This is a genomic window from Bacillus sp. OV166 (genome assembly GCF_900177675.1).
Classification (GTDB): Bacteria; Bacillota; Bacilli; order Bacillales; family Cytobacillaceae; genus Neobacillus.
In genome coordinates, this window is sequence record NZ_FXWM01000001.1 from 4,778,036 (window position 1) to 4,799,209 (window position 21,174).

Consider the following 21,174-nt stretch of genomic DNA (forward strand, 5'->3'; position numbering starts at 1 on the left):
ATTATCCAGTATATTAAATAATTGGTCCAACTGATTTATTATAACCAAGAGTCAATAATTTCAGCTAAATCATCCATCTTACCCTTTTTTATGGGAACATTGGGAATTGATTCCAAAAAGGCCTTCCCATACTTGGTCGTTACAATTCTTTTATCAAAAACCACAATAATTCCACGGTCATTTTCCGTACGAATTAAACGACCAAATCCTTGTTTAAATCTAAGGACCGCTTCTGGTAGTGAGTATTCAGAAAAAGCATTACCCCCGCGTTTTTCGATTAACTGACATTTTGCCTCTGTTAAAGGTTCATCAGGGGGGCTAAATGGGAGCCTAACAATTACAAGGCAGGATAAGTCCTCACCAGGTATATCTACCCCTTCCCAGAAACTACTTGTCCCTAGCAATAATGCCTTATCATACCTCTGGAAATTTCTAGTAAGCCTAGTTCGGCTGCCACTAGTTATCCCTTGGGCAATCATTGCATAGTCATGCAAAAAACCACTTTCTTTAATTAGTTCATAAGTTTTCTTTAGCATATCATAGGCGGTAAATAGAAGCAGCATTCTTCCTTTTGTTGCCTCTGCAATTGTGATGATATGCTCAGTAATTGATATGACATAATCTTCTAACGATACCGTGTTTATTTCTGGTAGGTCTTCTGGTATTAAGAGTTGAACCTGTTGATTATATTCAAATGGCGAAGGAATGTTCAACTGTATCGTTGAAACTGGATCAAGTCCAATTTCCTTCATGATATAGTCAAATGATTTATTCACAGTCAAAGTAGCAGAAGTGATCACTACCGCTTTTTTAAGTTGAAAAAATTGTGCATTTAGTTGGTCGGCCACAGATGCTGGCTGAGCTATAAAGGTTGTAACATTTTGCGGTGAACGAATATCTATTTCAATCCATTTGACATCGTTCGTTTTTTTAATAAAGGAATGAATAACCGTGTCCCTTAATTCCGATAGATCATTTAGAAAGGATTGAATTTCTTCCATTTTATTTTCTTGGGAACGTGTTAACGAATTACTTTCCCTTTTGATCCATTCGAGTCGTTCAATAATGACTGAATGAAGATCCTTAAGTAAAAAGGCAAACCTTTCTGCACTGTGTACAAGTGCCTTTTTTTCTTTTACCTCGTCTTGAAGAGAAAAGCGCACCTTGGCACGGTTAATTCCTCTTTTATTTGTAAGCTTGGCTTTTGCAAAAATAGCAATCAATTGAAAAAATTCGTCTGTTTCAAAAGCAAGGTCAACATTTATTTGATTTAACTTAGTTGCAGGTGTCATCACCTCAGGTTTCCTTGGTACAGAAGCAACTAGCTTCTCCAATTCATAAAAAAGCTGTTTTTGTTCTAAAACACCAAATTGCCCCAATAAGAGCCGGGTGGATAAGTAATCTAATGTATGACCAAAAAACTGACTTGCTACTTTTTCAAAATGATGTCCTTCATCAATGATAGCGAAAGAAAAATCGGGCAAAATTGTGCCTTCTCCTTTAATATCACTTAATAGCAAAGAGTGATTGGTAATAATAATATCGGCAGTTTGCACATTTCTTTTGGCCTTCAAATAAAAATCTCTTTCTTGCCAAGCTTGGTTCTGCATAAACATAGCGGGTTCGTTCTTAATTTTATTCCAGAATATTTGCCCGCCGCTTGATAGGTTTAACTCATCCCGATCCCCTGTTTCTGTTTCAATCAGCCAAACAAGAATTTGCATTTTGGTTAACCCTGTATCGTAATTATCATTATCATCTGCTAGTGTCTGATTAAACTTTTCTAAACTAATATAATGATTCCTCCCCTTGAGGAGCACAGAATTAAGCTTAAAGGGCAAAATTTTATCTAAGATTGGGATTTCATTTTTTAGTATTTGTTCTTGTAACTGAATGGTATGCGTGCTCACTACAATAGGAAGCTCTTTTTGCCTTGAAAAGTAGGCAATCGGCAGCAGGTACCCAAGTGATTTTCCGACACCGGTTCCAGCTTCAATCAATGTATGGTTTTCATTTTGAAAGGATTGATACACAGTATCCATCATGGTAAATTGGCCTGTCCTCTTCTCAAAGGCTGCAAAGGCTTGTTTTACTAACTCGGTTTTTTCATCCTCACTTGCAGGATATTGATATTCTTTACCTTTATTCATCTTTCCTGACTGCTCAGGAAGCCTTTTTAAGGCTATCCCCTTAAAAATCTCGAACGACTCCGAAAATTGTTCAATCGTGTCATCTTTGTTTACGAGTATTTCATCAAGAAACTGTTGTAGATCACTTTTGAGACCGCCAGAAAGATGTGCAAGCTGTTTTAGCGTTACTCTAGGTAAGGATGTCAAACGATCTAAAAGAATTAAGAAAAGCTCAGCAGTTACCTGTGCATCACTATCAGCTTGGTGGGGGCGATCATGATTAAGATTTTCTTTCTCTGCTAAATCCGATAACTTATAACCATCAGCTGTCGGATAAAGTATTCTTGCCATTTCCACCGTATCAAGAACAGGGCCAAAGAACCCTTCCTGACCTGATTGGATTAATTCTTCCTGAAGAAAAGACAAGTCAAATAAAACATTATGTGCAACAAAATAAGCCCCATCCAGTAAAGTCATGACCTTTTCTGCTATTTCCGAAAATAGAGGAGCATCCTTCACCATGTCATCATTTAAGCCGGTCAATTCTTCAATAAATATTGGAATGGATTTTTTCGGATTTATTAATGACGAAAATTTTTCTGTGATTTTTCCATTTTCAATGACCACAGCAGCAAATTGGATGATTTTATCACCCTTTTTTGGAATGTTTCCCGTTGTTTCCAAATCAATTACGACGAATTTATTTATCATTTCATTAACACCCCAAACCTTCGTTCATTAAAACGGTATCACATTATCTTCAAAAGAAAAAGTAAACAATACTAGGATGCTTCCCATTCTACCATTATCTTTACGATCTTTTTTATATTTAGGTTATGTTAAACTTGCCTGTTGATTTCCGCTCCAGGCGCTTCGCTTTCCGCGGGCGGGATCGGGGAGCCTCCTCGTCGCTTAAGCGACTGCGGGGTCTCCCTTGCCCCGTATTCCCGCAGGAGTCTCGCGCCTTCCTCGCCAATCAACAGGGTGCCAAATTAACTAAGAGCTTTAACTAAGCGTATATTTATTATATTAAACTGTCCATAAAAAAGAAAAATCCCCGAAATTGGGGATTACATGATGGTTAGGGCTGGTTCTGCATTGATTAGTTCTTTAACCCGATTGTCTTCATCCATGATCGCTACTTTTGGTTTATGTGCTGCTACCTTTTCTTCAGCAATAAGGGCGTAGGAAATGATAATAACGATATCACCTTTTTGAACCAAGCGGGCAGCTGCACCATTTAAACAAATGACACCACTGCCTCTCTCGCCAGGAATTATATAGGTCTCAAGACGCGCACCATTGTTATTGTTAACAATTTGCACCTTTTCATTTGCAATCATTCCAACTGCATCTAATAAGTCTTCATCAATCGTGATACTACCTACATAATTTAGATTAGCCTCTGTAACAGTTGCTCGATGGATTTTTCCGTTCATCATGTTGCGAAACATTATATTCCTCCCCCGTTCTCTTTTTTCTATCAATCTATATTCGTAATGTAATTGTCTATTAATCGTACCTTCGTAAATTTTACAGCCAGTGCAATAATAATTGTACCCTCTAATTTTTCCAGTTGCTTTAATTGTGGATAGGAGTAGATTTGGACATAATCAATTGTACCCATTGATTCATTGGTAATCATTTCACTAATCATACTAATTAATTTCGCTGGATTCCGCTCACCTTCATTAATTGCTGCCACTGCAGCTTGAAGGCTGTGATACAGTACAGGAGCTTCTTGTCTTTCCTTTGGCAGAAGATTAACATTCCGAGAACTCTTAGCAAGTCCGTCATTTTCACGAACGATATCGACTGCAATAAGTTCCACAGGAATATTAAAATCAGAAACTAACCCCTCAAGAACTGCCACCTGCTGGGCATCTTTTTTTCCAAAATAAGCTCTTGTTGGCATGATAATGTTAAAGAGCTTTGTTATTACTGTAGCAACGCCATCAAAATGGCCTGGGCGGGATTTCCCACATAAAACATCCGTGCGATCACGGACGTTAACTTTAACTGAAGGTTCGTTTGGATACATTTCCTCAACGGATGGATGGAAGAGAAAATCGACCATTTCACTTTCAGCCAAGGCGCGATCACGATCAAAATCACGCGGGTATTCAGCATAATCCTCTTTTGGTCCAAACTGTAATGGGTTAACAAAAATGCTTAGGACAACGATATCATTATCTTGTCTTGCTTTATTTAAAAGTGTTAAATGACCTTCATGCAGAAATCCCATCGTTGGTACAAAGCCAATCGACTTTTCTGAGAGCTTATGCTTATTTATGATTGACTGCATTTCCATAATAGTTGTGATAACTTTCATTTCGTACCTCCATAAAGCCCTTTCAGTTCCTGTTCCTTCATTGTGAAAGAATGTTTTTCTTCAGGAAACCGTTCATTTTTAACGTCAGCTGCATAAGCTTGAATTGATTCAATGATAAATGGATTGACAGCATGATATTGTTTGACGAACTTCGGTACACGATTTACGCCATAGCCTAGAATATCATGATAAACGAGAACTTGACCATCGACCGCAACTCCGGCTCCAATACCAATAACTGGAATAGAAATCATTTGGGTAACTTCCTCTGCCAGTTGTTTTGGGACACATTCAAGAACGATAGCAAAGGCACCGGCTTCTTCGCATTTCTTTGCATCTTGGAGCAATTTCCTTGCTGCTTGGGCATCTTTCCCTTGCACTTTGTATCCACCTAATACACCTACAGATTGAGGGGTTAACCCCAAATGGGCACAAACAGGAATACCGGCTCTAGTTAAAGCAGTAATTTTTTCAATAACATCATCTGCACCTTCTAGTTTAACCGCATGTGCACCCGTTTCTTGTATTAGTCTGGCAGCATTTAATAATGTATCCCGAACGGATAAATGGTAAGTTAGAAACGGCATATCAGCGAGAATAAAGGTATCTTTTGCTCCACGTTTTACAGCTTTTGTATGATGGATCATGTCGTCAAGCGTTACTGGTATGGTTGAGTCATAACCAAGGACTACCATCCCAAGAGAGTCTCCCACCAATATAACGTCAACTCCGCCCTCTTCAGCTTGCTTAGCCGAAGGGTAATCATACGCGGTTAACATAACGATTTTTTCATTATTTTCCTTCATTTTCAAGAAATCTGTTGTTTGCTTCATCAATTTTCCCTCCTTTTATATGGGAGAGGAGATAAAAAGATTTTAAAAGAGCAAATAAAAAAGATCCTTCTGAAGGCAGAGGATCCCAGTTACACTTTTAACATGCTTCATCCCTCTGTCCCGGTCCGCTACACGGATCTAGGCAGAAACCTTTTTAATTGTTAGTTTCATAAAGGTGCAGTTCTCAGTGGATACTGCCCATTGGATAGAATTATAACAAATTCTACGAAAAGTTCAAGCTTTTAAAACTCAATATCCGCAGAATAGATATGATGAATCGTACCGGTCAAATCTTCTAACTGCAGCACTCCATCATTGGTTATTCCTAGTGCTTTTCCTTCAATCGTATTCGTAAGTGTTCTAGCTTTTATGTATTTACCGATACTGCCGGCATAACCCTCCCATAAAAGCTTTATTGGAAGAAATCCTTGTTCTAGATACAGCGTATATAATTTTTCAAAGTGTTTGAAAATAGATCTAATTAACTCTGCTCTCGAGACAGTTTCTCCATCCTCGATAAATAGGGAAGTAGCTATTTCTTGAAGTTCTAACGGGAAATCTTCTTTCTTCTGATTCACATTTATACCAATTCCAATGATAATTGAATGAATAAGGTCGGCCTCCGCTTGTAATTCCGTTAAAATTCCCGTTACTTTCTTTCCGTTAATAAGAATATCATTCGGCCATTTTATTTCGGGAATAAGGTCTGTCATTTCTTCAATGGCTTGAACAATCGCAACTGCTGCGAGCAATGTCAATTGTGGCGCATTGCTTAGGGGTATATTCGGACGTATAATCATACTCATCCATATACCTGTATATTTTGGCGAATGCCATTTTCGGGCCATTCTACCCCTGCCTGACAACTGCTCTTCAGCGATGATGACCGTGCCTTCAGGAGCATCTTCTGAAGCAAAGTGATGGGCAAGCTTTTGGGTAGACTCCACACTTTCTACATAATGGATATTTCTCCCTATAAAGTTTGTGGTTAAGCCAAGCCTTACCTCATCTGCAGTCACTTTTTCAGGAGTTTTTAGAATCCGGTAACCTTTGTTTCTAACGGCTTCTAATTCAAATCCTTCCTTCCTTAATTCCTCAATATGCTTCCATACTGCCGTCCTTGAGCAGCCAATGAGTTCTGCTAGATGCTGCCCTGATAAAAAGGTGTCACCTGCAGTTGTAAAGGCATCAAGTAATTCTTTTCTTATTTCTGATTGCACTTCATTAGCCACTCCTTGATCTTTTCTTTGTCGTTATCTAGATTTCCGGCTAGGATATTTTCTTCGATGGTTAAAAGCGTCTCCTTAAGCCATGGTCCACCTCTTTTATTGAACCAATCCATTACGTCATTTCCAGTCACATTCATTTCTGAACGGTCTTTTATCGGCAGGGTTTCATACAGCTTAATCCAATGTTCAATCGATTGAACTTCGTTGATCCCATTAATAACATGGTAGAGCTTTTCCGTTGATAGGATATGATCATGACCAGCAGAGTATAAGTCATATATGGACCAATCTTGTTCAAGTCTTTTTGTAAGGAAATGTACAACTTGTTGAATCTCTCTTATTTCCTTAAGTGCAAGCCGCCACTCTTTTAAAAATAACTCTATCTCTTTTTCTTTTAAATTTATACAGAAAATTAAAAGTGACCACATTTCACTTTTATTAAGATTCCCACTGTTAAAACTACGTAACTCCTCTAATTGCTGCTTTTTTCCCTTCAAACCCGGTAAATAAGAATAAATATTTGCTTCAAGGAGAATACTCAACGCTTTAGTCTTATTTTTACCAATTAAGAGTTTCTCAAACTCCGCCCTTTTTCTTTCTACAGCAATGTTATCAAGCAAGTGAACAAGCTTTGCTAATGCTTGAACCGTACCTCTTTCGATTTGAAAAGAGAGTTGACTTACAAACCTTACTGCTCTCATCATTCTTAAGGCGTCTTCTTGGAAGCGGTCATTCGGACTTCCAACTGTTTGAATTATTCTATCTTGAATGGCTATAAATCCATTAAATGGGTCAATTAATTTTCTATTTCTGTCCATCGCGATAGCATTCATTGTAAAATCTCTGCGCTGTAAATCCTCTTTTAAGTTGCGGATAAAGGTAACCTTTTTGGGTCTTCGATAATCTTGATAGTCTGATTCGGTTCTAAAGGTGGTAATTTCATACCCTCCATTATTAACAAGAACGAGAACTGTTCCATGTTCGATTCCAATATCCACTGTTTTCGGAAAAATCCTTTTCACTTCTTCGGGGGTTGCGCTTGTTGCAATATCAACGTCATTAATCTCTCGTTTTAACAGATAATCTCTAACGGAGCCACCAACAAAATAGGCTTCAAAGCCAGCATCCTCCAGCTTTTTTAATACAGGACTTGCTGCTAAAAATGGGTCAATCATTTTACTTCACCTTAATTCAGTAAATTAAAATATATTTGTTCATATTGTTCAACAATTTGGTCAGCCTTAAATTTAGTTTTTGCTGTCTCCACAGATTGTTTGGAAAATTGCTGATGAAGGTTCTGATCAACTAAAATTGCTAATGACTTATTAGAGATATCGTCGATGTCGCCTACTTCACAAATAAATCCATTCATTCCATGATTAATAACTTCTGGTACACCACCAACATTCGTACCGACACAAGGAACTCCACATGCCATTGCCTCTAATGCAACAAGTCCAAAGCTTTCCTTTTCCGATAATAACAGCATTAAATCACTGATGGAATACAATTCCTCCAGGCTCTCTTGTTTACCTAAGAAAATGACTTGATCTTCTAGTCCAAACTCTCTGACAAGTTTACAGATGATGGTCATTTCAGGGCCATCACCGACCAATAGTAGCTTAGCTGGCATTACAGATGCAATCTTTGCAAAGGACTTTACTACATCTTGTACCCGTTTTACCGGACGGAAATTGGAAACGTGAATAATTACTTTTTCATCTTCTTTTATTTCAAATTCTGACTTTAAAGCACGTGCATCACTTTTTTTATAAATGCGGTCATCAATAAAGTTATACACTGTTTCAATTTGTTTATCTGGATTGATCAACTCATAGGTCTGGTCCACTAGAGCTTTGGAAACTGCTGTTACCACATCCGATTTTTCAATTCCAAATTTAATCGCATCTGTCAAAGAAGGATCATAACCCAAAACCGTTATATCGGTACCATGTAATGTCGTGACAATTTTAATATCTCGATGGCTCATTTGCTTTGCTAGTATTGCACATACAGCGTGAGGAATAGCATAGTGGACGTGGAGCAGATCTAATTTTTCCCGATTAGCCACTTCCGCCATTTTACTTGCTAAGGCAATATCGTAAGGTGGGTACTGAAATACAGAATATTGATTCACTTCAACCTGATGATAATAGATATTATGGTACATTTTATTTAATCTAAATGGAATACTTGATGAGATGAAATGAATTTCATGTCCCTTTTCAGCGAGCATTTTCCCTAATTCCGTCGCTACTACACCTGAACCACCTACTGTCGGATAGCAAGTAATACCAATTTTAAGTTTCCTCATGTTTATTCTCCTATCAAATCACGATTCAAAAGGATTGGAACTTTCGTTTTGAACCCTTCAGCAAATGTAACACCAACCAACTTACCAAACATTCTTTCCCTTGACTCAACTGTTTCAATATAACCATTTACAAGCGGAGTACTATAGCTTTCTTCTGTTTGCTCGAATTGGCTTTTGTACTCCCTCAATGCTTGGAGTTTTTTATCCATATATTGAGTAATATCAATGGTGAAATCTGGTTTATGAAAACCATTAATCATATAAAAATAAACTCTTTCCACCCGATGTGCAGGTTCATTACCTTCTGTTACATATTTTCTTATGGCAGATGAAAAAACAGCTTCCTCCACTAAACTAGCACAATGACCATGGTCAGGATGGCGGTCTTCAAAATAAGGTGCAAACACAATCTGAGGCTTGTATGTTCTAATAATCCTTGCAATCTCTCTTATGTATTCGTCTTTAAGAAATAATCCTCTATCTGGAAAACCGAATGATGTACGCATAGAGACGTTTAGTATCCCTGCAGCCTTTGCCGCCTCCTCTTTTCTTAGGGGTACATTCCCATTTGAAGAAAGGTCGGCATCTGTTAAGTCACAGATACCAACTTGTTTCCCTTGGGAGGTCAATTTAGCAATCGTTCCAGCCATGCCAATCTCGACATCGTCCGCATGTGCTCCAAAAGCAAGGACATGAAGGTGCTGATTAATCATTGATTCCACCATTCTCTTTATTTAGATTTCTCCACTCAATAAGCCCCAGTTCTAGGCCTCTTATTAATAATTCTGCAGTTCCCATATTAGTAGCAAGTGGAATCGAGTATACATCACATAGTCTAACCAATGCTGTTACATCTGGTTCATGTGGCTGTGATGTTAATGGGTCACGGAAGAAGAAAACAGCATCCATTTTATTTTGGGCAATCAATGCTCCGATTTGCTGGTCACCACCAAGGGGTCCAGATTGAAAACGAGTTATACTTAGACCCGTTGCCTCACTAATTCGCTGTCCAGTTGTCCCAGTCGCGAATAATGTATGCTTCGAAAATATATTTTGATAAGCAGTCGCGAATTGAACCAAATCATTTTTCTTTTTATCATGAGCTATTAAGGCAATATTCATATATTTACTCCCTATTCTAAAATATTTTCTAGTCCATAAACAAAAGTATTATGTGTCATTACAGATTCTACTGCCACTTTTACACCCGACATAAAAGAGCCGCGATGGTATGAATCATGCCTTATTGTTAGAGTCTGACCATCAGATCCAAATAACACCTGTTGGTGGGCAACAAGTCCAGGTAAGCGTACCGAGTGAATATGCATTCCATCGAACGTTGCACCCCGCGCACCTTGAATCGTTTCTTTTTCATTTGGGTGCCCCTGATTTTTTTCCTCACGAACTGCAGAAATCATTTCTGCTGTTTTTACAGCTGTTCCTGAAGGAGCATCCAGTTTTTGATCGTGATGCAATTCAATAATTTCTATATCGTTAAAATATTTCGCAGCCATTTGTGAGAATTTCATCATTAACACAGCACCAATGGCAAAATTCGGAGCAATAATACATCCTAGTTTTTTCTCATGACAAATATGTTCTAATTCCTCTAAATCGCTTGTAGTAAAACCTGTTGTTCCAACCACCGGTCGAACATTGTTTGTAAGTGCAGTTTTTGCGTGATGCATGCCCACCTCAGGTGTGGTTAGATCAATCAAGACATCCGCATGGACATTTTGCAGGCATGTTTCGATATTTGCATAAACGGGTACGTTATGTATTGAATGAAAGCCTTCCAAGTCGCTAAGCATCATTCCATCATATTTATGATCCACAACAGCTAAAAGTTCAAAATGATCAATATTCGTTACTAACTTCACTGCTTCACTGCCCATTCGGCCGCGGGGACCAGCGATGATAATTTTAATTTGTTCCATAAAGTTCACTCCATTTTTTCTTCATTAATTCTTGTCCACCGATTTTGGTCTCTTGTCTTAAATTTTTCCATTACATAATTATGTGCATCTTCTAAGCTGATATTTAAAGAGTTAGCAAAACAAATTAATACAAATAAAAGATCACCAAGTTCTTCTTCGATGGCTTTTTCAGTTTCACTTGTTTTTTTGGGTTTCTCACCATAATAATGGTTTACTTCTCTAGCAAATTCCCCTAGTTCCTCTGTAAGTCTTGCTAGCATCGCAAGCGGACTGAAATACCCCTCTTTAAATTGACTAATGTACAAATCTACTTCTACCTGAAGGTCTTTCATCGTCTTTTCTTTGGCCATGTATTTCACCTCATCAATAAGACTGATAATTATGTTCATATCCTTATTCTATTGTTTATGTTAGCTAAATTAACGCCGATTTACAAATGTTTTCATATATATTACCCTCTTTTTCTCTACTCATTGCTCTAACATTTTTTATTCGATATAATAAAAACCGCCATATAAGAGAATTTATGGTAGAGGGGGGTTATTAATGCTACATGGTCTTAAAGTAAAAAACATATTATTTATCCTACTGGGAGCAGCGATAATGTCGTTTGGCCTTGTCAATTTTAATATGCAAAACAAACTGGCAGAAGGCGGCTTCACAGGCATCGCACTCCTATTTTATTTCTTGTTTAAATGGGATCCATCCTATTCAAACCTATTCTTAAATATTCCACTTTTTTTTATTGGGTGGAAATTGTTAGGTCGTAATACATTTTTATATACCATAATAGGGACAGTCGGGGTGTCCATTTTTTTATGGATATTTCAACGCTATTCCATTGATATGCCACTTCAAAGTGATTTAACATTAGCTACCTTATTTGCAGGAGTTTTTACAGGCATTGGTTTAGGCGTGATCTTCCGTTATGGAGGAACTACAGGTGGAGTCGATATTATTGCTAGGCTTGTCCAAAAATATGCAGGCTGGAATATGGGAAAAACAATGTTCTTGTTTGATGCATGTGTTATCGCTTTATCTTTGGTAACATACTTAAATTATAAACAAGCAATGTACACACTCGTAGCTGTGTTTATTGGCGCTAGAGTAATTGATTTCATGTTAGAAGGTGCTTATTCAGCGCGAGGAGCTATGATTATTTCGGAAAAGAACGAGCAAATTGCCGCTAAGATTATGGAAGAAATGGACCGAGGAGTAACAGTCCTAAAGGGATACGGCTCTTACACTAAAAGTGAGCGTGAAGTCTTATATTGTGTTGTCGCAAAAAATGAAATAGTCCGTTTAAAAAATGTAATTACTTCCGTTGATCCCCATGCATTTGTCTCCATCACGATTGTCCATGATGTCCATGGAGAAGGTTTCACACTCGATGAAAATAAAATGCCTTTAGTAGACTAAAAAAGCAATGTCCACTTTTGGACATTGCTTCAGACTGTCGACAAATCCGAAAAACTTGGGTTTGCCGGCAGTCTTTTTTATGTCTTTGTTAAATTGTTTGTTGATTTGCGCTCCAGGCGCTTCGCTTTCCGCGGGCGTAGCGGGGAGCCTCCTCGGCGCTTAAGCGCCTGCGGGGTCTCCCCTGCTCCGTACTCCCGCAGGAGTCTTCGCGCCTTCCGCTCCAATCAACAAGTTTTAAAATCAATAATGACCTTTAAATCAGTCCTTTGTATAATTAAGATACAGACATATAGATGAGGTGGATGAAATGCTAACTAAAAATACACAGATGAATCGTGATCAAATAGAAATGATAGCTTTAGAACAAGTTGTACCCGCGAACCACTTGGTTCGTAAGATAGAAGCTGCTATTGATTTTTCATTTATCTATTCACTTGTTCAAGATATGTACTCATCTGAACGGGGACGTCCGAGTATTGACCCTGTGGTATTGATAAAGATGGCTTTCATTCAATATACCTTCGGTATTCGCTCTATGCGTCAAACCATTGCAGAAATCGAAACGAATATGGCATATCGTTGGTTTCTCGGCTTTGGTTTTTATGATAAGGTACCTCACTTTTCAACGTTTGGTAAAAACTACGAGCGACGCTTTAAGGATACTGATTTATTTGAACAGATATTCTATCGTATTTTAAAGGAAGCCTCAGAAAAGAAATTGATTAGTAGCGAGCACGTATTTATTGATTCTACACATGTTAAAGCTAGTGCAAATAAGCGTAAATTTGAAAAGAAAGTAGTTCGAAAGGAATCGAAGGTTTATGAAACACGTCTACAAGAAGAGATTAATAAAGACCGGGATGATCACGGAAAAAAGCCATTTCCTCCAGATAAATTTGAAAAAGAAGAATTAAAGGAAATTAAAGAAAGTACCACTGACCCAGAAAGTGGTTATTACGTAAAGGATGAGCGAACGAAACAGTTCGCATATTCATTTCATGCGGCTTCGGATCGAAATGGTTTTGTTTTGGGTGCAATTGTAACCCCGGGGAATATCCATGATAGCGTCATTTTCGAGCCACTACTTGAGAAGGTCATTGAAAAACACGGGAAACCTGAAGCTGTTGCTGCTGATGCTGGATACAAAACACCTGCTATTGCTCAATTCGTAATTGAAAATGATATGACTCCTGCATTACCATATACACGACCTCGTACGAAGGACGGTTATATGAAAAAACATGAGTATATTTATGATGAATACTACGATTGTTATATCTGTCCGCAAGGACAAATACTGAAATATGCAACGACGACGAAGAATGGAAAGCGTCAATACTTCTCTAATCCGTTTGAGTGCCAAAATTGTCCTTTACTTTCAGAATGCACGCAGAGTAAAGAACATAAAAAATTGATTGAGCGACATGTTTGGGAACATTACATAGAAGAAGCCGATCATCTTCGTCACACACAAGAAAATAAAAGCATTTACGCAAGACGTAAAGAAACGATTGAACGGGTCTTTGCGGATGCTAAGGAAAAGCATGGTATGCGTTGGACAACCTTAAGAGGCTTAAAAAAATTGTCCATGCAAGCGATGCTTACTTTTGCTGCCATGAACTTGAAAAAGATGGCCAGCTGGACGTGGAAAGGTCCAGAATTGGCGTAATAATAGTCAAAGGTAGGTCTAAATTTTGCTCTTATGAGCAAAAATCCAATAAAAAGGCATCCGAATGGGCTCATTCGAATGCCTTTTGTCTACAATCTGAAGCAATGTCCACTTTTGGACATTGCTTTTTTTAACTCTTAGATCAATCCTTTAAATCTCTCGAACGGTCTTTTTTCATATTCTTGTCACCTTGATACTTTCTCCAGCCAACATAGGATAATGTCATGATAATAATGCTTCCTGTCGAAATAATAACCCACCAAATGTTTGGATCTGCCTCATCCTCTTCCATGTTAGAAAAAAGATTAACTAAGTCCGTATCAAGTTTTTCCAACTCCTGTTGGCTTTTAGAATCATTTACAACTTGGGAACGGTATTCATTAATAAAATCTATCCGTGCGTCTAGTCTTTGAACATTTTCTACAGACACATCAATTTTCATACTCGGATAGATCACGTTATACAAGGATAAAAAGGAATTAAAGTTTGAATGAAAGTGCCCTGAATCACCCTTAATTGCCGCATCTTTTGCTTGATGAAAAGCTGTCATTATTTGATCTTCCATTTCAATCCATAATGGTTGGTGACTTGTTGCAATGGCATCAATGACAAGACGAAATTTGACTAATTTATTTATTCGTTCCTCATATTTCATGTTGGAACTAACTGCTGCTTCCACTGCTTCATCATGTGAGGTATTAATTATTCTTACCTCATCCATTGTTAGCGACGGTTCATTACCGGTAATGCTTGTGAATTGATCCGAAAAATAATCAAGCAGTCTTTTAGCATCTTCATATCTATGAAACTTCACCATTTGGAGAGCTTCATCTGATATATCATCAAGCTTCTCCATAGGCGATTGTTGTTCTGCATTTACAGTTATGGGAGTAAGCATCATGATAATTGCAAAGAAAAAAAACCATTTGTTTCTCAATCCTTGTCCCCCCTTTCATTACTAATAAAATGTATGTAGGGGTGGACAAGGTTAGACCATCTGGGATTATTTTATTTCAAGTTTGTAACTTTTAGGACGAATTGAAAAATAATAGGCTAGACCAATCGAAAGAATCGAAAGCCAGAAAGTAAAATAGCCAATTTGTGGTGTATAGCGATCTAGCATATGATAGCTTGGCAACATGAAAAAAACATAATCAATAACATCATTATGTAGTGTCCAAATAGCTGTTAGAATTAAATGCCACCATTTAAATCTGTAAAATGGAGCATATAAAATACCTTGAACAGCCATTGCGAAATGGGACAAGATTAACATATAGCCAACCGCATCTAGTTCCCCTTGAACAAAATAGACTAGGATATTCATTACTACTGCCCAAATTCCATATTTAAAGAGAGTGACAATTGCTAGCGCCTCTATTAAGGGCCAATTTTTCCGCAATAGAAATGCAATTAGAACAAAAACAAAAAATAAACTAGCTGTCGGGCTGTCAGGAACAAACAGGAGAAAAATTGCAGGTGTCTCCTTTAGCTGCCACCCATACCAGTAGTACCCATATATTGTTCCGGCAATATTAACAATCAATAACAGCTTCATAATCGATCGATTTGCCAAGAGAGGATAGATCCAACGCACAAAAACTCTCCTTTTATGTTTGTTTTTTTATCATGAAGAAAAAAGCTGACGATCTTTCGTCAGCTTTTTATCATTCGATTATTACTTACCAAGGCCAGAGATAAATTCAGAAAGCGTTTTAAGTTCTTCGTCAGTCCCTTTGAAGATTCCGGCTGGCATTTTACCGCCTTTACCTTCTTTGGCAATCTTTGCAATTTCTTCTGGTTTTAAGCCTGTACCGACTAGTGCGGGTGCACCAGCACCGCCTGAAAGGTTTTCACCATGACAGGTAATACATGTATTGGCACTAGCTATTTTATAGCCGGCACTTGATTTATCAATATCTACTTTTGCAACAATTTTACCTTGGCGTTCAGCAGCTGCCCAATCATGTGTCGCAACAGATTGCCAAGTTAAATATACGGTGGCAGCTAGTGCCAATAGCATAGCTGCAGTTGCAATCGGACGCTTCATTGGACGTCGTTCCGGACCAGAATCGAGGAACGGAGCTAATAATAACCCTCCAAAAGCAAGTCCTGGTATAATCATTGCACCGATAACTGTATACGGTCCAGATGCAAATGTATATTTCAATAATTGATACAAGAACAAGAAATACCAGTCAGGTAATGGAATGTACCCAGTATCAGTTGGGTCCGCTATCCTTTCAAGCGGAGCCGGATGGGCAACTGTTAAACATAAAAAGCCGATAAGAAATACTGCTCCTACCATCCATTCTTTCAAAAGGAAGTTAGGCCAAAACGCCTCTGTTTTACCAGGGTATTCAGAGTAATCTTTCGGAATCATTTTTTTTCGTTCTGAAGGTGCTAAAACACGTGAATCACCAACGAACTTTAAACCTTTACCGCGATGCATCGAGCAATCCCCCTCCTTTTTCCGTAGTTAATAGAAATAAACTGCGATTAAAATAAAACCGTTTTATAGTGGTCCGGAAATACCTTGTTTACGAATCATTAAGAAGTGAGCTCCCATTAGTCCAAGCAATGCACCAGGCAGGAAGAATACATGAATTGCAAAGAAGCGGGTTAATGTTTGAGCACCAACAATGTGTTCATGACCAGCAAGTAAAACCTTAACTTGAGTACCGATGAATGGTGTCGCTTCGGCAATCTGCAGACCTACTTTAGTAGCGAATAACGCTTTCATATCCCAAGGTAATAGGTACCCTGTAAAACCTAAGCCAAGCATGACGAAGAAAATAAGTACCCCGACAACCCAGTTCAATTCACGAGGTTTTTTATAGGCACCTTGGAAAAAGACGCGTAGAGTATGTAAAAACATCATTACAAGTACTAAACTTGCACCCCAGTGATGCATTCCACGTACAATTTGTCCAAAAGCAACTTCATTTTGAAGATAATAAACAGATTCCCATGCGTTTTTAATATCTGGTACATAGTACATGGTTAGAAACATACCAGAAAGAATTTGAATTACGGTTACGAAGAAAGTAAGACCTCCAAAGCAATATACAAACGCTGAAAAGTGATGCGCTGGATTAACATGCTCAGGTACTTCATGGTCTGCGATATCGCGCCACAAAGGCGTAATATCTAAACGTTCATCTACCCAGTCGTAAATTTTGTTTAACATAGTTACGCCTCCTTCCGTGGTTGAGCTTTACCGAGATAAAGATAACCATCTTTTTCCTTGAATGGATATACATCAAGTGGTGCTAATGGCGGTGTTCCTGGAATGTTTTTACCGTTTTTCTCGTAGCGGCCATAATGGCACGGACAGAAGAATTGACCTGGATGTTCCTTGTCAGTATTCCAGTTAACAGTACAACCCAAATGTTTACAAGTAGGCGAAAGGGCTACAATTTTCCCCGCATCATCCTTATAAACCCAGGCAATATTCGTTACTTCTGACTCATACCAGGCATCCTTTTGTTTAAAGGTAAAGTCAACTTTAACTGGATCTTTTGTTAAATCAGATACCTTTTGCTTTGTAGCAACAAAATCGCCGCCTTCTTCAACCTTTAAAACAGGATCAACTGCAAATCTTACCATTGGCATTAGCATACCAGCCGCCATGAAGCCGCCTACCCCTGTTAGGGTGTAACTTAAAAATTGACGTCTTGAAACGCGTTGCTTACTCATGCTTATATCCCCCCCTCTATTCACGAAGTTAAGTCCATCGGACAATAATTTAACACATATAAAACTAGGACATAACAATGATATATCAATCTTCATGTTAGGTCAATATCATACTATTTTAAAAACATATATTATCGTTGGTTTTACTGATTTTCATGCCATTTTTGCGTAAAGAGAACTAAGAGCTGCTTAACTTGACTATCAATAACTCCTATTTTTTGCGAATCATTCATATGCTCAAGCGGGATTGATGGAAGCCAAATTACCGTGCCATGTAGTTCTTTTTCCCGTGCTCTCCACTCTATTTCTGATGTTATGTAAAAAATATGTTTAAACTCCCCCTTTGCTAGGCTAGCCTCCCAATCCTTCAAATCACTTAAGGTACTTTCACCATTTTTGGAATTTAGATATGTAAATGGCGGGATTAATATTAATCTTCCCGTAAATTGCCTTTCTAAATACCCTGTTAATAAAGTGATAAACTCTGCTGCTGCCGCTGACTGCTTTATCTCCCCCCCTATGGAAACTGAAATTAACGGAACAACAGCTGTGTCCACATACTCTTTGGCATTCAAATACGTCTCAATATCATGAGGTATCCACTTCATATCTTTGCACCAACCTTTAATTTCACTATTAATATAATATCATTTTCCACATTAACAATAAAAGATAAAGAGGAATATTTAGTAAAAATCTTATGAAAGAAAAAAACAAACAAAAGGAAGCTGCTTATCGCAAACTTCCTTTTTGTTCAGTCATTGTCAAATTATTCAATTTTTGTGTTAAGTTTAGGAATGCTTTGCGATCGTGTTTATCTAGTGACTCGTCAATCAATTGAAGAATTTTCTCACGTTGAAAGTGTTCGATGCTGTGCTGCAGTAATTGTTCTGCAACGATTCCATCCTTTTCATTTACTTGCAGATGTTTAGGAACGTATAAATTTTCTTCTAGTACAGCAGCATACTGGTGCGCCTGATTGGCAGCATGAAAGTTTAATTGGATAAAAATATCCTCGTCTCGATTTAAACGAATATCGTGAAAGGATTTTTCTGCGTCCGTCGTCATCACATTTTCTTTATAGAATCGAAACGGAACTTTATCCACACAATGTGTAGACATAATCAAACCTCTCGGACAATACTGTGCTTGCTCAACGAAATGAACCTTTTCCATCAGTTGATCGTGGCTCATAAGATAGTTGAGGATCCATACGCATTCTCTTCTCTTTAATTGATAATGATTTAGAAACCAGCGAATAAAGTCCTTCTTCTCGTTGACAGAAACAGGGGTTGCCATGATAGTTTCCCTCCTCTGCAGAATCAGCTTTTTTAATCTTTCAACCCTGTAAGACGTTCAAGTAAATCCAAATACTCGACGTTTGTTGAATCTTCATTAAGCAGTTGTTTAAAAATTTCGGCAGCGCGGTCGGTTTTTCCTTCTTCAATTAAAAAATAACCGTAATCATGTAAAAATGTTTCATTTTTCTTAAAAAAAGTATATGCACTTTCATATTTGTCTAATGCGTAAGAAAATTTTTCTAAATTATGAAAGCTAAGTGCAGAATCCCATAAGAGCTGGGGTTCTTCATCTTCCTTAATGTCAAGTTGAGCAATTAACTCAATGACATCCTCATATCTTTCTTGGAGGAAAAAGAGCTTATTTAATGTTAGTGCAGCTTCTGTAAATCCTGGATCTAGGGCAAGTGCCTCACGAAAATATTTTTCTCCTTCCTCCACTTTTCCTAACTTGATGGCAATTTTCCCACCAAAGAAAAATAACTCTTTATTAAATTCATCTTGTTTTATGCCTTCTTGAATCGTGAGTAAACTATTCTCAAGCTCTTCCTCCCGTTCATAAGCTAACGCAAGATGTAAATAAAGTGAATGATATTCAGGATCTAGCGCTTTTAATTCAATGAATTTTTCTATAGCAGTTCGATTATATCCAGCCTGAAGAGCTGTAAAAGCGTATCCGAATAACGTGTTAATCTCTAATTTTTCATTAATTGCCTTCTCGTAATAAACCAGGGATTCCTCAAACATTCCAGATGCACTTAAAAGGTCTGCAATTCGTTGGTCAATATTCACTCCAGCTATTTCATTTACTTCTTTTAAAACCTTTTCATACGCATCCATTGCCTTTGATATTTCACCTTGTTCACTGTATAGTTCACCTAATGCAAAATCTATGATAACTTCATCTGGCAATATCTCCTTTGCTTTTAGAAGCTTTCGTTCACAAACTTCATATAAACCCTGAACTTGATAAAGATCGGCTAACAAGAGTAATGATTGTCCAAAATTTGCATCATGTTCTGATATCTTTTCAAGGACAAGTATCGCTTCTTCATCTTCCCCAGCCTCGACTAATATTTCACCTAGCAGAACAAGGAGCTCACCTTCCTCAGGGAATATCTCTAACAAATTTTCAACTAATGCCTTTGCCTCATCAAGGAAACCATATTGATACATTTCTTCTCCTAGAAGGAATTTCTCATCTGGCATTCCACTTTTTAATACAACATTATATTCATTTAAAGCATCATTATGTTGGCCGTTTTCTAACATGTTAATAATTTTATTTACTCTTTCCATTGACACTTACCTCTCGTTCTCCTAGATTGACAGAGAAAAATAAGATGGGGTTTGCACCCTAACATATTCTCCATTACCAGGTTTAAATATCACGTTATCACCTGCACGTTGAACCGTCCCCTTGTGAACAGTCACTACGAGTCTATCACCATGATAATGAAATAAATTCACTTCATCAATATTCTTGATCTCATTTATTTTTGTGTATAGATTATAACTTACCTCAGTACCACTCATTAAACTAGCTTTTTGAGGGTATAAACCGATTTTATTTAATACAGTAATAGTCAATGGGTAATTTTCTTCTATTTCTTCGTATAGTGCAGGGATATTTTCTCTTTTCATGATACCTTTCCATTTCGACAAAACTGTCTTCACTTCCTTCTTCTGGACGGAAGAAATTATTGGAATTAAAGGACTGTTGAACGGAAACATGGCTTCTTTAATCCAGCCCCAAGGTATTTTTTCTAATTCATCAAAGTTTTGCAGGTCAACAAAAATAGCTGGTATTTTTTCCTTCTTACATTTCCTAATAAACGATTGTGTTAACAATCGAATCGGTACTCTTACCCCTATTAAATAGTCAATAGGACTACTTAATAGAGCCGTTTTTAGTTCGGTAATTTTAGTGGTTAATTCATTTTCATAGGAAACATTAACATAGGTAAATAAGGTGGTGCATCCTTTCAACATAAATTCCTTAATCAGACACCTTTTTAATTCTTGAAAGGATTTAATTTGTGGGATATTTGAATTAAAAAGGACATATGACGGGGTCATGATAAATGGACCAGCATTCATTTTTATCAGTCTATAATGACTAAAATGCGAATCAATTTTAGCTATACGATTTTTACTAATTAATAGCGAACATATTTTCAACTGCTTGTCTTTAAGGAGATTGGCATTTTCAATGATATACATCGTCCACCACCTTATTTTTTTCTTTGTAAGCTTTCACTTTATTTCCTTATGACAAGCTATGCGAAAAATCAAAAAACTATGACATTCTAACA

22 protein-coding genes are annotated in these 21,174 nt (G+C 37.6%); 2 read left to right on the forward strand and 20 right to left on the reverse strand.

Annotated elements, in window-relative coordinates:
• Window positions 1-38 precede the first annotated feature (38 nt).
• The 11 genes from dinG to CCK98_RS23455 all read right to left on the reverse strand — a co-directional run bounded on the left by dinG (window position 39) and on the right by CCK98_RS23455 (window position 11,124).
• A complete protein-coding gene (gene dinG / locus CCK98_RS23405) occupies window positions 39-2,840 on the reverse strand; it encodes an ATP-dependent DNA helicase DinG (RefSeq protein ID WP_088088774.1) in 2,802 nt (933 codons plus the stop codon).
• 359 nt (window positions 2,841-3,199) lie between these two features.
• Complete coding sequence (panD, locus tag CCK98_RS23410; RefSeq protein ID WP_088088775.1) at window positions 3,200-3,583, reverse strand: aspartate 1-decarboxylase; 384 nt, start codon at window positions 3,581-3,583, stop codon at window positions 3,200-3,202.
• Between the two features lie 29 nt (window positions 3,584-3,612).
• On the reverse strand, window positions 3,613-4,461 hold the full coding sequence (gene panC / locus CCK98_RS23415) for a pantoate--beta-alanine ligase (RefSeq protein ID WP_088088776.1): 849 nt from the start codon (window positions 4,459-4,461) through the stop codon (window positions 3,613-3,615).
• Window positions 4,458-5,294, reverse strand: a complete 837-nt coding sequence (gene panB, locus CCK98_RS23420; protein WP_088088777.1) for a 3-methyl-2-oxobutanoate hydroxymethyltransferase — start codon at window positions 5,292-5,294, stop codon at window positions 4,458-4,460. Before panB ends, panC begins: the two co-directional genes overlap by 4 nt.
• A gap of 242 nt (window positions 5,295-5,536) precedes the next feature.
• A complete protein-coding gene (locus tag CCK98_RS23425) occupies window positions 5,537-6,514 on the reverse strand; it encodes a biotin--[acetyl-CoA-carboxylase] ligase (RefSeq protein ID WP_088088778.1) in 978 nt (325 codons plus the stop codon).
• Entirely contained in the window at window positions 6,499-7,698 is a 1,200-nt protein-coding gene (locus CCK98_RS23430) for a CCA tRNA nucleotidyltransferase (protein ID WP_088088779.1), read from the reverse strand. Before CCK98_RS23430 ends, CCK98_RS23425 begins: the two co-directional genes overlap by 16 nt.
• 11 nt (window positions 7,699-7,709) lie before the next feature.
• A complete protein-coding gene (gene bshA / locus CCK98_RS23435; protein WP_088088780.1) occupies window positions 7,710-8,837 on the reverse strand; it encodes an N-acetyl-alpha-D-glucosaminyl L-malate synthase BshA in 1,128 nt (375 codons plus the stop codon).
• 2 nt (window positions 8,838-8,839) lie between these two features.
• On the reverse strand, window positions 8,840-9,550 hold the full coding sequence (bshB1, locus tag CCK98_RS23440) for a bacillithiol biosynthesis deacetylase BshB1 (RefSeq protein WP_088088781.1): 711 nt from the start codon (window positions 9,548-9,550) through the stop codon (window positions 8,840-8,842).
• Window positions 9,543-9,959 (reverse strand): methylglyoxal synthase, encoded by a 417-nt coding sequence (mgsA, locus tag CCK98_RS23445; protein WP_088088782.1) that lies wholly within the window; start codon window positions 9,957-9,959, stop codon window positions 9,543-9,545. The genes bshB1 and mgsA overlap by 8 nt, the downstream gene beginning before the upstream one ends.
• An 11-nt stretch (window positions 9,960-9,970) precedes the next feature.
• Complete coding sequence (gene dapB, locus CCK98_RS23450; RefSeq protein WP_088088783.1) at window positions 9,971-10,774, reverse strand: 4-hydroxy-tetrahydrodipicolinate reductase; 804 nt, start codon at window positions 10,772-10,774, stop codon at window positions 9,971-9,973.
• Window positions 10,775-10,779: 5 nt separating this feature from the next.
• Window positions 10,780-11,124, reverse strand: a complete 345-nt coding sequence (locus CCK98_RS23455) for a nucleotide pyrophosphohydrolase (protein WP_088088784.1) — start codon at window positions 11,122-11,124, stop codon at window positions 10,780-10,782.
• Between the two features lie 196 nt (window positions 11,125-11,320).
• On the opposite strand from CCK98_RS23455, the gene CCK98_RS23460 reads away from it, so the two are divergent.
• Window positions 11,321-12,193 carry a YitT family protein gene (locus tag CCK98_RS23460; RefSeq protein ID WP_088088785.1) on the forward strand — a complete coding sequence of 291 codons (873 nt, stop codon included), beginning with the start codon at window positions 11,321-11,323 and terminating at the stop codon, window positions 12,191-12,193.
• A gap of 307 nt (window positions 12,194-12,500) precedes the next feature.
• On the forward strand, window positions 12,501-13,862 hold the full coding sequence (locus CCK98_RS23465) for an IS1182 family transposase (protein WP_088085959.1): 1,362 nt from the start codon (window positions 12,501-12,503) through the stop codon (window positions 13,860-13,862).
• Window positions 13,863-14,004: 142 nt separating this feature from the next.
• On the opposite strand, the gene ypjB is transcribed toward CCK98_RS23465, so the two are convergent.
• From ypjB to CCK98_RS23510, 9 genes are all read right to left on the reverse strand, one after another.
• Window positions 14,005-14,799, reverse strand: a complete 795-nt coding sequence (gene ypjB, locus CCK98_RS23470) for a sporulation protein YpjB (RefSeq protein ID WP_251032678.1) — start codon at window positions 14,797-14,799, stop codon at window positions 14,005-14,007.
• A gap of 66 nt (window positions 14,800-14,865) precedes the next feature.
• Window positions 14,866-15,459 carry a DUF1405 domain-containing protein gene (locus CCK98_RS23475; RefSeq protein ID WP_088088786.1) on the reverse strand — a complete coding sequence of 198 codons (594 nt, stop codon included), beginning with the start codon at window positions 15,457-15,459 and terminating at the stop codon, window positions 14,866-14,868.
• 81 nt (window positions 15,460-15,540) lie between these two features.
• Window positions 15,541-16,314: a menaquinol-cytochrome c reductase cytochrome b/c subunit gene (locus CCK98_RS23480; protein WP_088088787.1), complete on the reverse strand. Its 774-nt coding sequence runs from the start codon at window positions 16,312-16,314 to the stop codon at window positions 15,541-15,543.
• Between the two features lie 63 nt (window positions 16,315-16,377).
• Window positions 16,378-17,052: a menaquinol-cytochrome c reductase cytochrome b subunit gene (gene qcrB / locus CCK98_RS23485; protein WP_026563914.1), complete on the reverse strand. Its 675-nt coding sequence runs from the start codon at window positions 17,050-17,052 to the stop codon at window positions 16,378-16,380.
• A 2-nt stretch (window positions 17,053-17,054) separates the two neighbouring features.
• A complete protein-coding gene (locus tag CCK98_RS23490; protein ID WP_088088788.1) occupies window positions 17,055-17,561 on the reverse strand; it encodes a ubiquinol-cytochrome c reductase iron-sulfur subunit in 507 nt (168 codons plus the stop codon).
• A 143-nt stretch (window positions 17,562-17,704) separates the two neighbouring features.
• Window positions 17,705-18,169: a YpiF family protein gene (locus tag CCK98_RS23495; RefSeq protein ID WP_088088789.1), complete on the reverse strand. Its 465-nt coding sequence runs from the start codon at window positions 18,167-18,169 to the stop codon at window positions 17,705-17,707.
• A 124-nt stretch (window positions 18,170-18,293) separates the two neighbouring features.
• Window positions 18,294-18,860 (reverse strand): ReoY family proteolytic degradation factor, encoded by a 567-nt coding sequence (locus tag CCK98_RS23500; RefSeq protein ID WP_088088790.1) that lies wholly within the window; start codon window positions 18,858-18,860, stop codon window positions 18,294-18,296.
• A gap of 32 nt (window positions 18,861-18,892) precedes the next feature.
• Window positions 18,893-20,158, reverse strand: coding sequence for a tetratricopeptide repeat protein (locus CCK98_RS23505; protein WP_088088791.1), 1,266 nt, complete (start codon window positions 20,156-20,158; stop codon window positions 18,893-18,895).
• Between the two features lie 21 nt (window positions 20,159-20,179).
• On the reverse strand, window positions 20,180-21,082 hold the full coding sequence (locus CCK98_RS23510; protein WP_088088792.1) for a hypothetical protein: 903 nt from the start codon (window positions 21,080-21,082) through the stop codon (window positions 20,180-20,182).
• Window positions 21,083-21,174: the final 92 nt, after the last annotated feature.

Bases quoted from the DNA above. Each gene is read 5' to 3' on its own strand.
- dinG (WP_088088774.1), bottom strand. From the start codon at position 2,840: ATGATAAATAAATTCGTCGTAATTGATTTGGAAACAACGGGAAACATT.
- panD (WP_088088775.1), bottom strand. From the start codon at position 3,583: ATGTTTCGCAACATGATGAACGGAAAAATCCATCGAGCAACTGTTACA.
- panC (WP_088088776.1), bottom strand. From the start codon at position 4,461: ATGAAAGTTATCACAACTATTATGGAAATGCAGTCAATCATAAATAAG.
- panB (WP_088088777.1), bottom strand. From the start codon at position 5,294: ATGAAGCAAACAACAGATTTCTTGAAAATGAAGGAAAATAATGAAAAA.
- CCK98_RS23430 (WP_088088779.1), bottom strand. From the start codon at position 7,698: ATGATTGACCCATTTTTAGCAGCAAGTCCTGTATTAAAAAAGCTGGAG.
- bshA (WP_088088780.1), bottom strand. From the start codon at position 8,837: ATGAGGAAACTTAAAATTGGTATTACTTGCTATCCGACAGTAGGTGGT.
- bshB1 (WP_088088781.1), bottom strand. From the start codon at position 9,550: ATGATTAATCAGCACCTTCATGTCCTTGCTTTTGGAGCACATGCGGAC.
- mgsA (WP_088088782.1), bottom strand. From the start codon at position 9,959: ATGAATATTGCCTTAATAGCTCATGATAAAAAGAAAAATGATTTGGTT.
- dapB (WP_088088783.1), bottom strand. From the start codon at position 10,774: ATGGAACAAATTAAAATTATCATCGCTGGTCCCCGCGGCCGAATGGGC.
- CCK98_RS23455 (WP_088088784.1), bottom strand. From the start codon at position 11,124: ATGGCCAAAGAAAAGACGATGAAAGACCTTCAGGTAGAAGTAGATTTG.
- CCK98_RS23460 (WP_088088785.1), top strand. From the start codon at position 11,321: ATGCTACATGGTCTTAAAGTAAAAAACATATTATTTATCCTACTGGGA.
- CCK98_RS23465 (WP_088085959.1), top strand. From the start codon at position 12,501: ATGCTAACTAAAAATACACAGATGAATCGTGATCAAATAGAAATGATA.
- CCK98_RS23480 (WP_088088787.1), bottom strand. From the start codon at position 16,314: ATGCATCGCGGTAAAGGTTTAAAGTTCGTTGGTGATTCACGTGTTTTA.
- qcrB (WP_026563914.1), bottom strand. From the start codon at position 17,052: ATGTTAAACAAAATTTACGACTGGGTAGATGAACGTTTAGATATTACG.
- CCK98_RS23490 (WP_088088788.1), bottom strand. From the start codon at position 17,561: ATGAGTAAGCAACGCGTTTCAAGACGTCAATTTTTAAGTTACACCCTA.
- CCK98_RS23495 (WP_088088789.1), bottom strand. From the start codon at position 18,169: ATGAAGTGGATACCTCATGATATTGAGACGTATTTGAATGCCAAAGAG.
- CCK98_RS23500 (WP_088088790.1), bottom strand. From the start codon at position 18,860: ATGGCAACCCCTGTTTCTGTCAACGAGAAGAAGGACTTTATTCGCTGG.
- CCK98_RS23505 (WP_088088791.1), bottom strand. From the start codon at position 20,158: ATGGAAAGAGTAAATAAAATTATTAACATGTTAGAAAACGGCCAACAT.
- CCK98_RS23510 (WP_088088792.1), bottom strand. From the start codon at position 21,082: ATGTATATCATTGAAAATGCCAATCTCCTTAAAGACAAGCAGTTGAAA.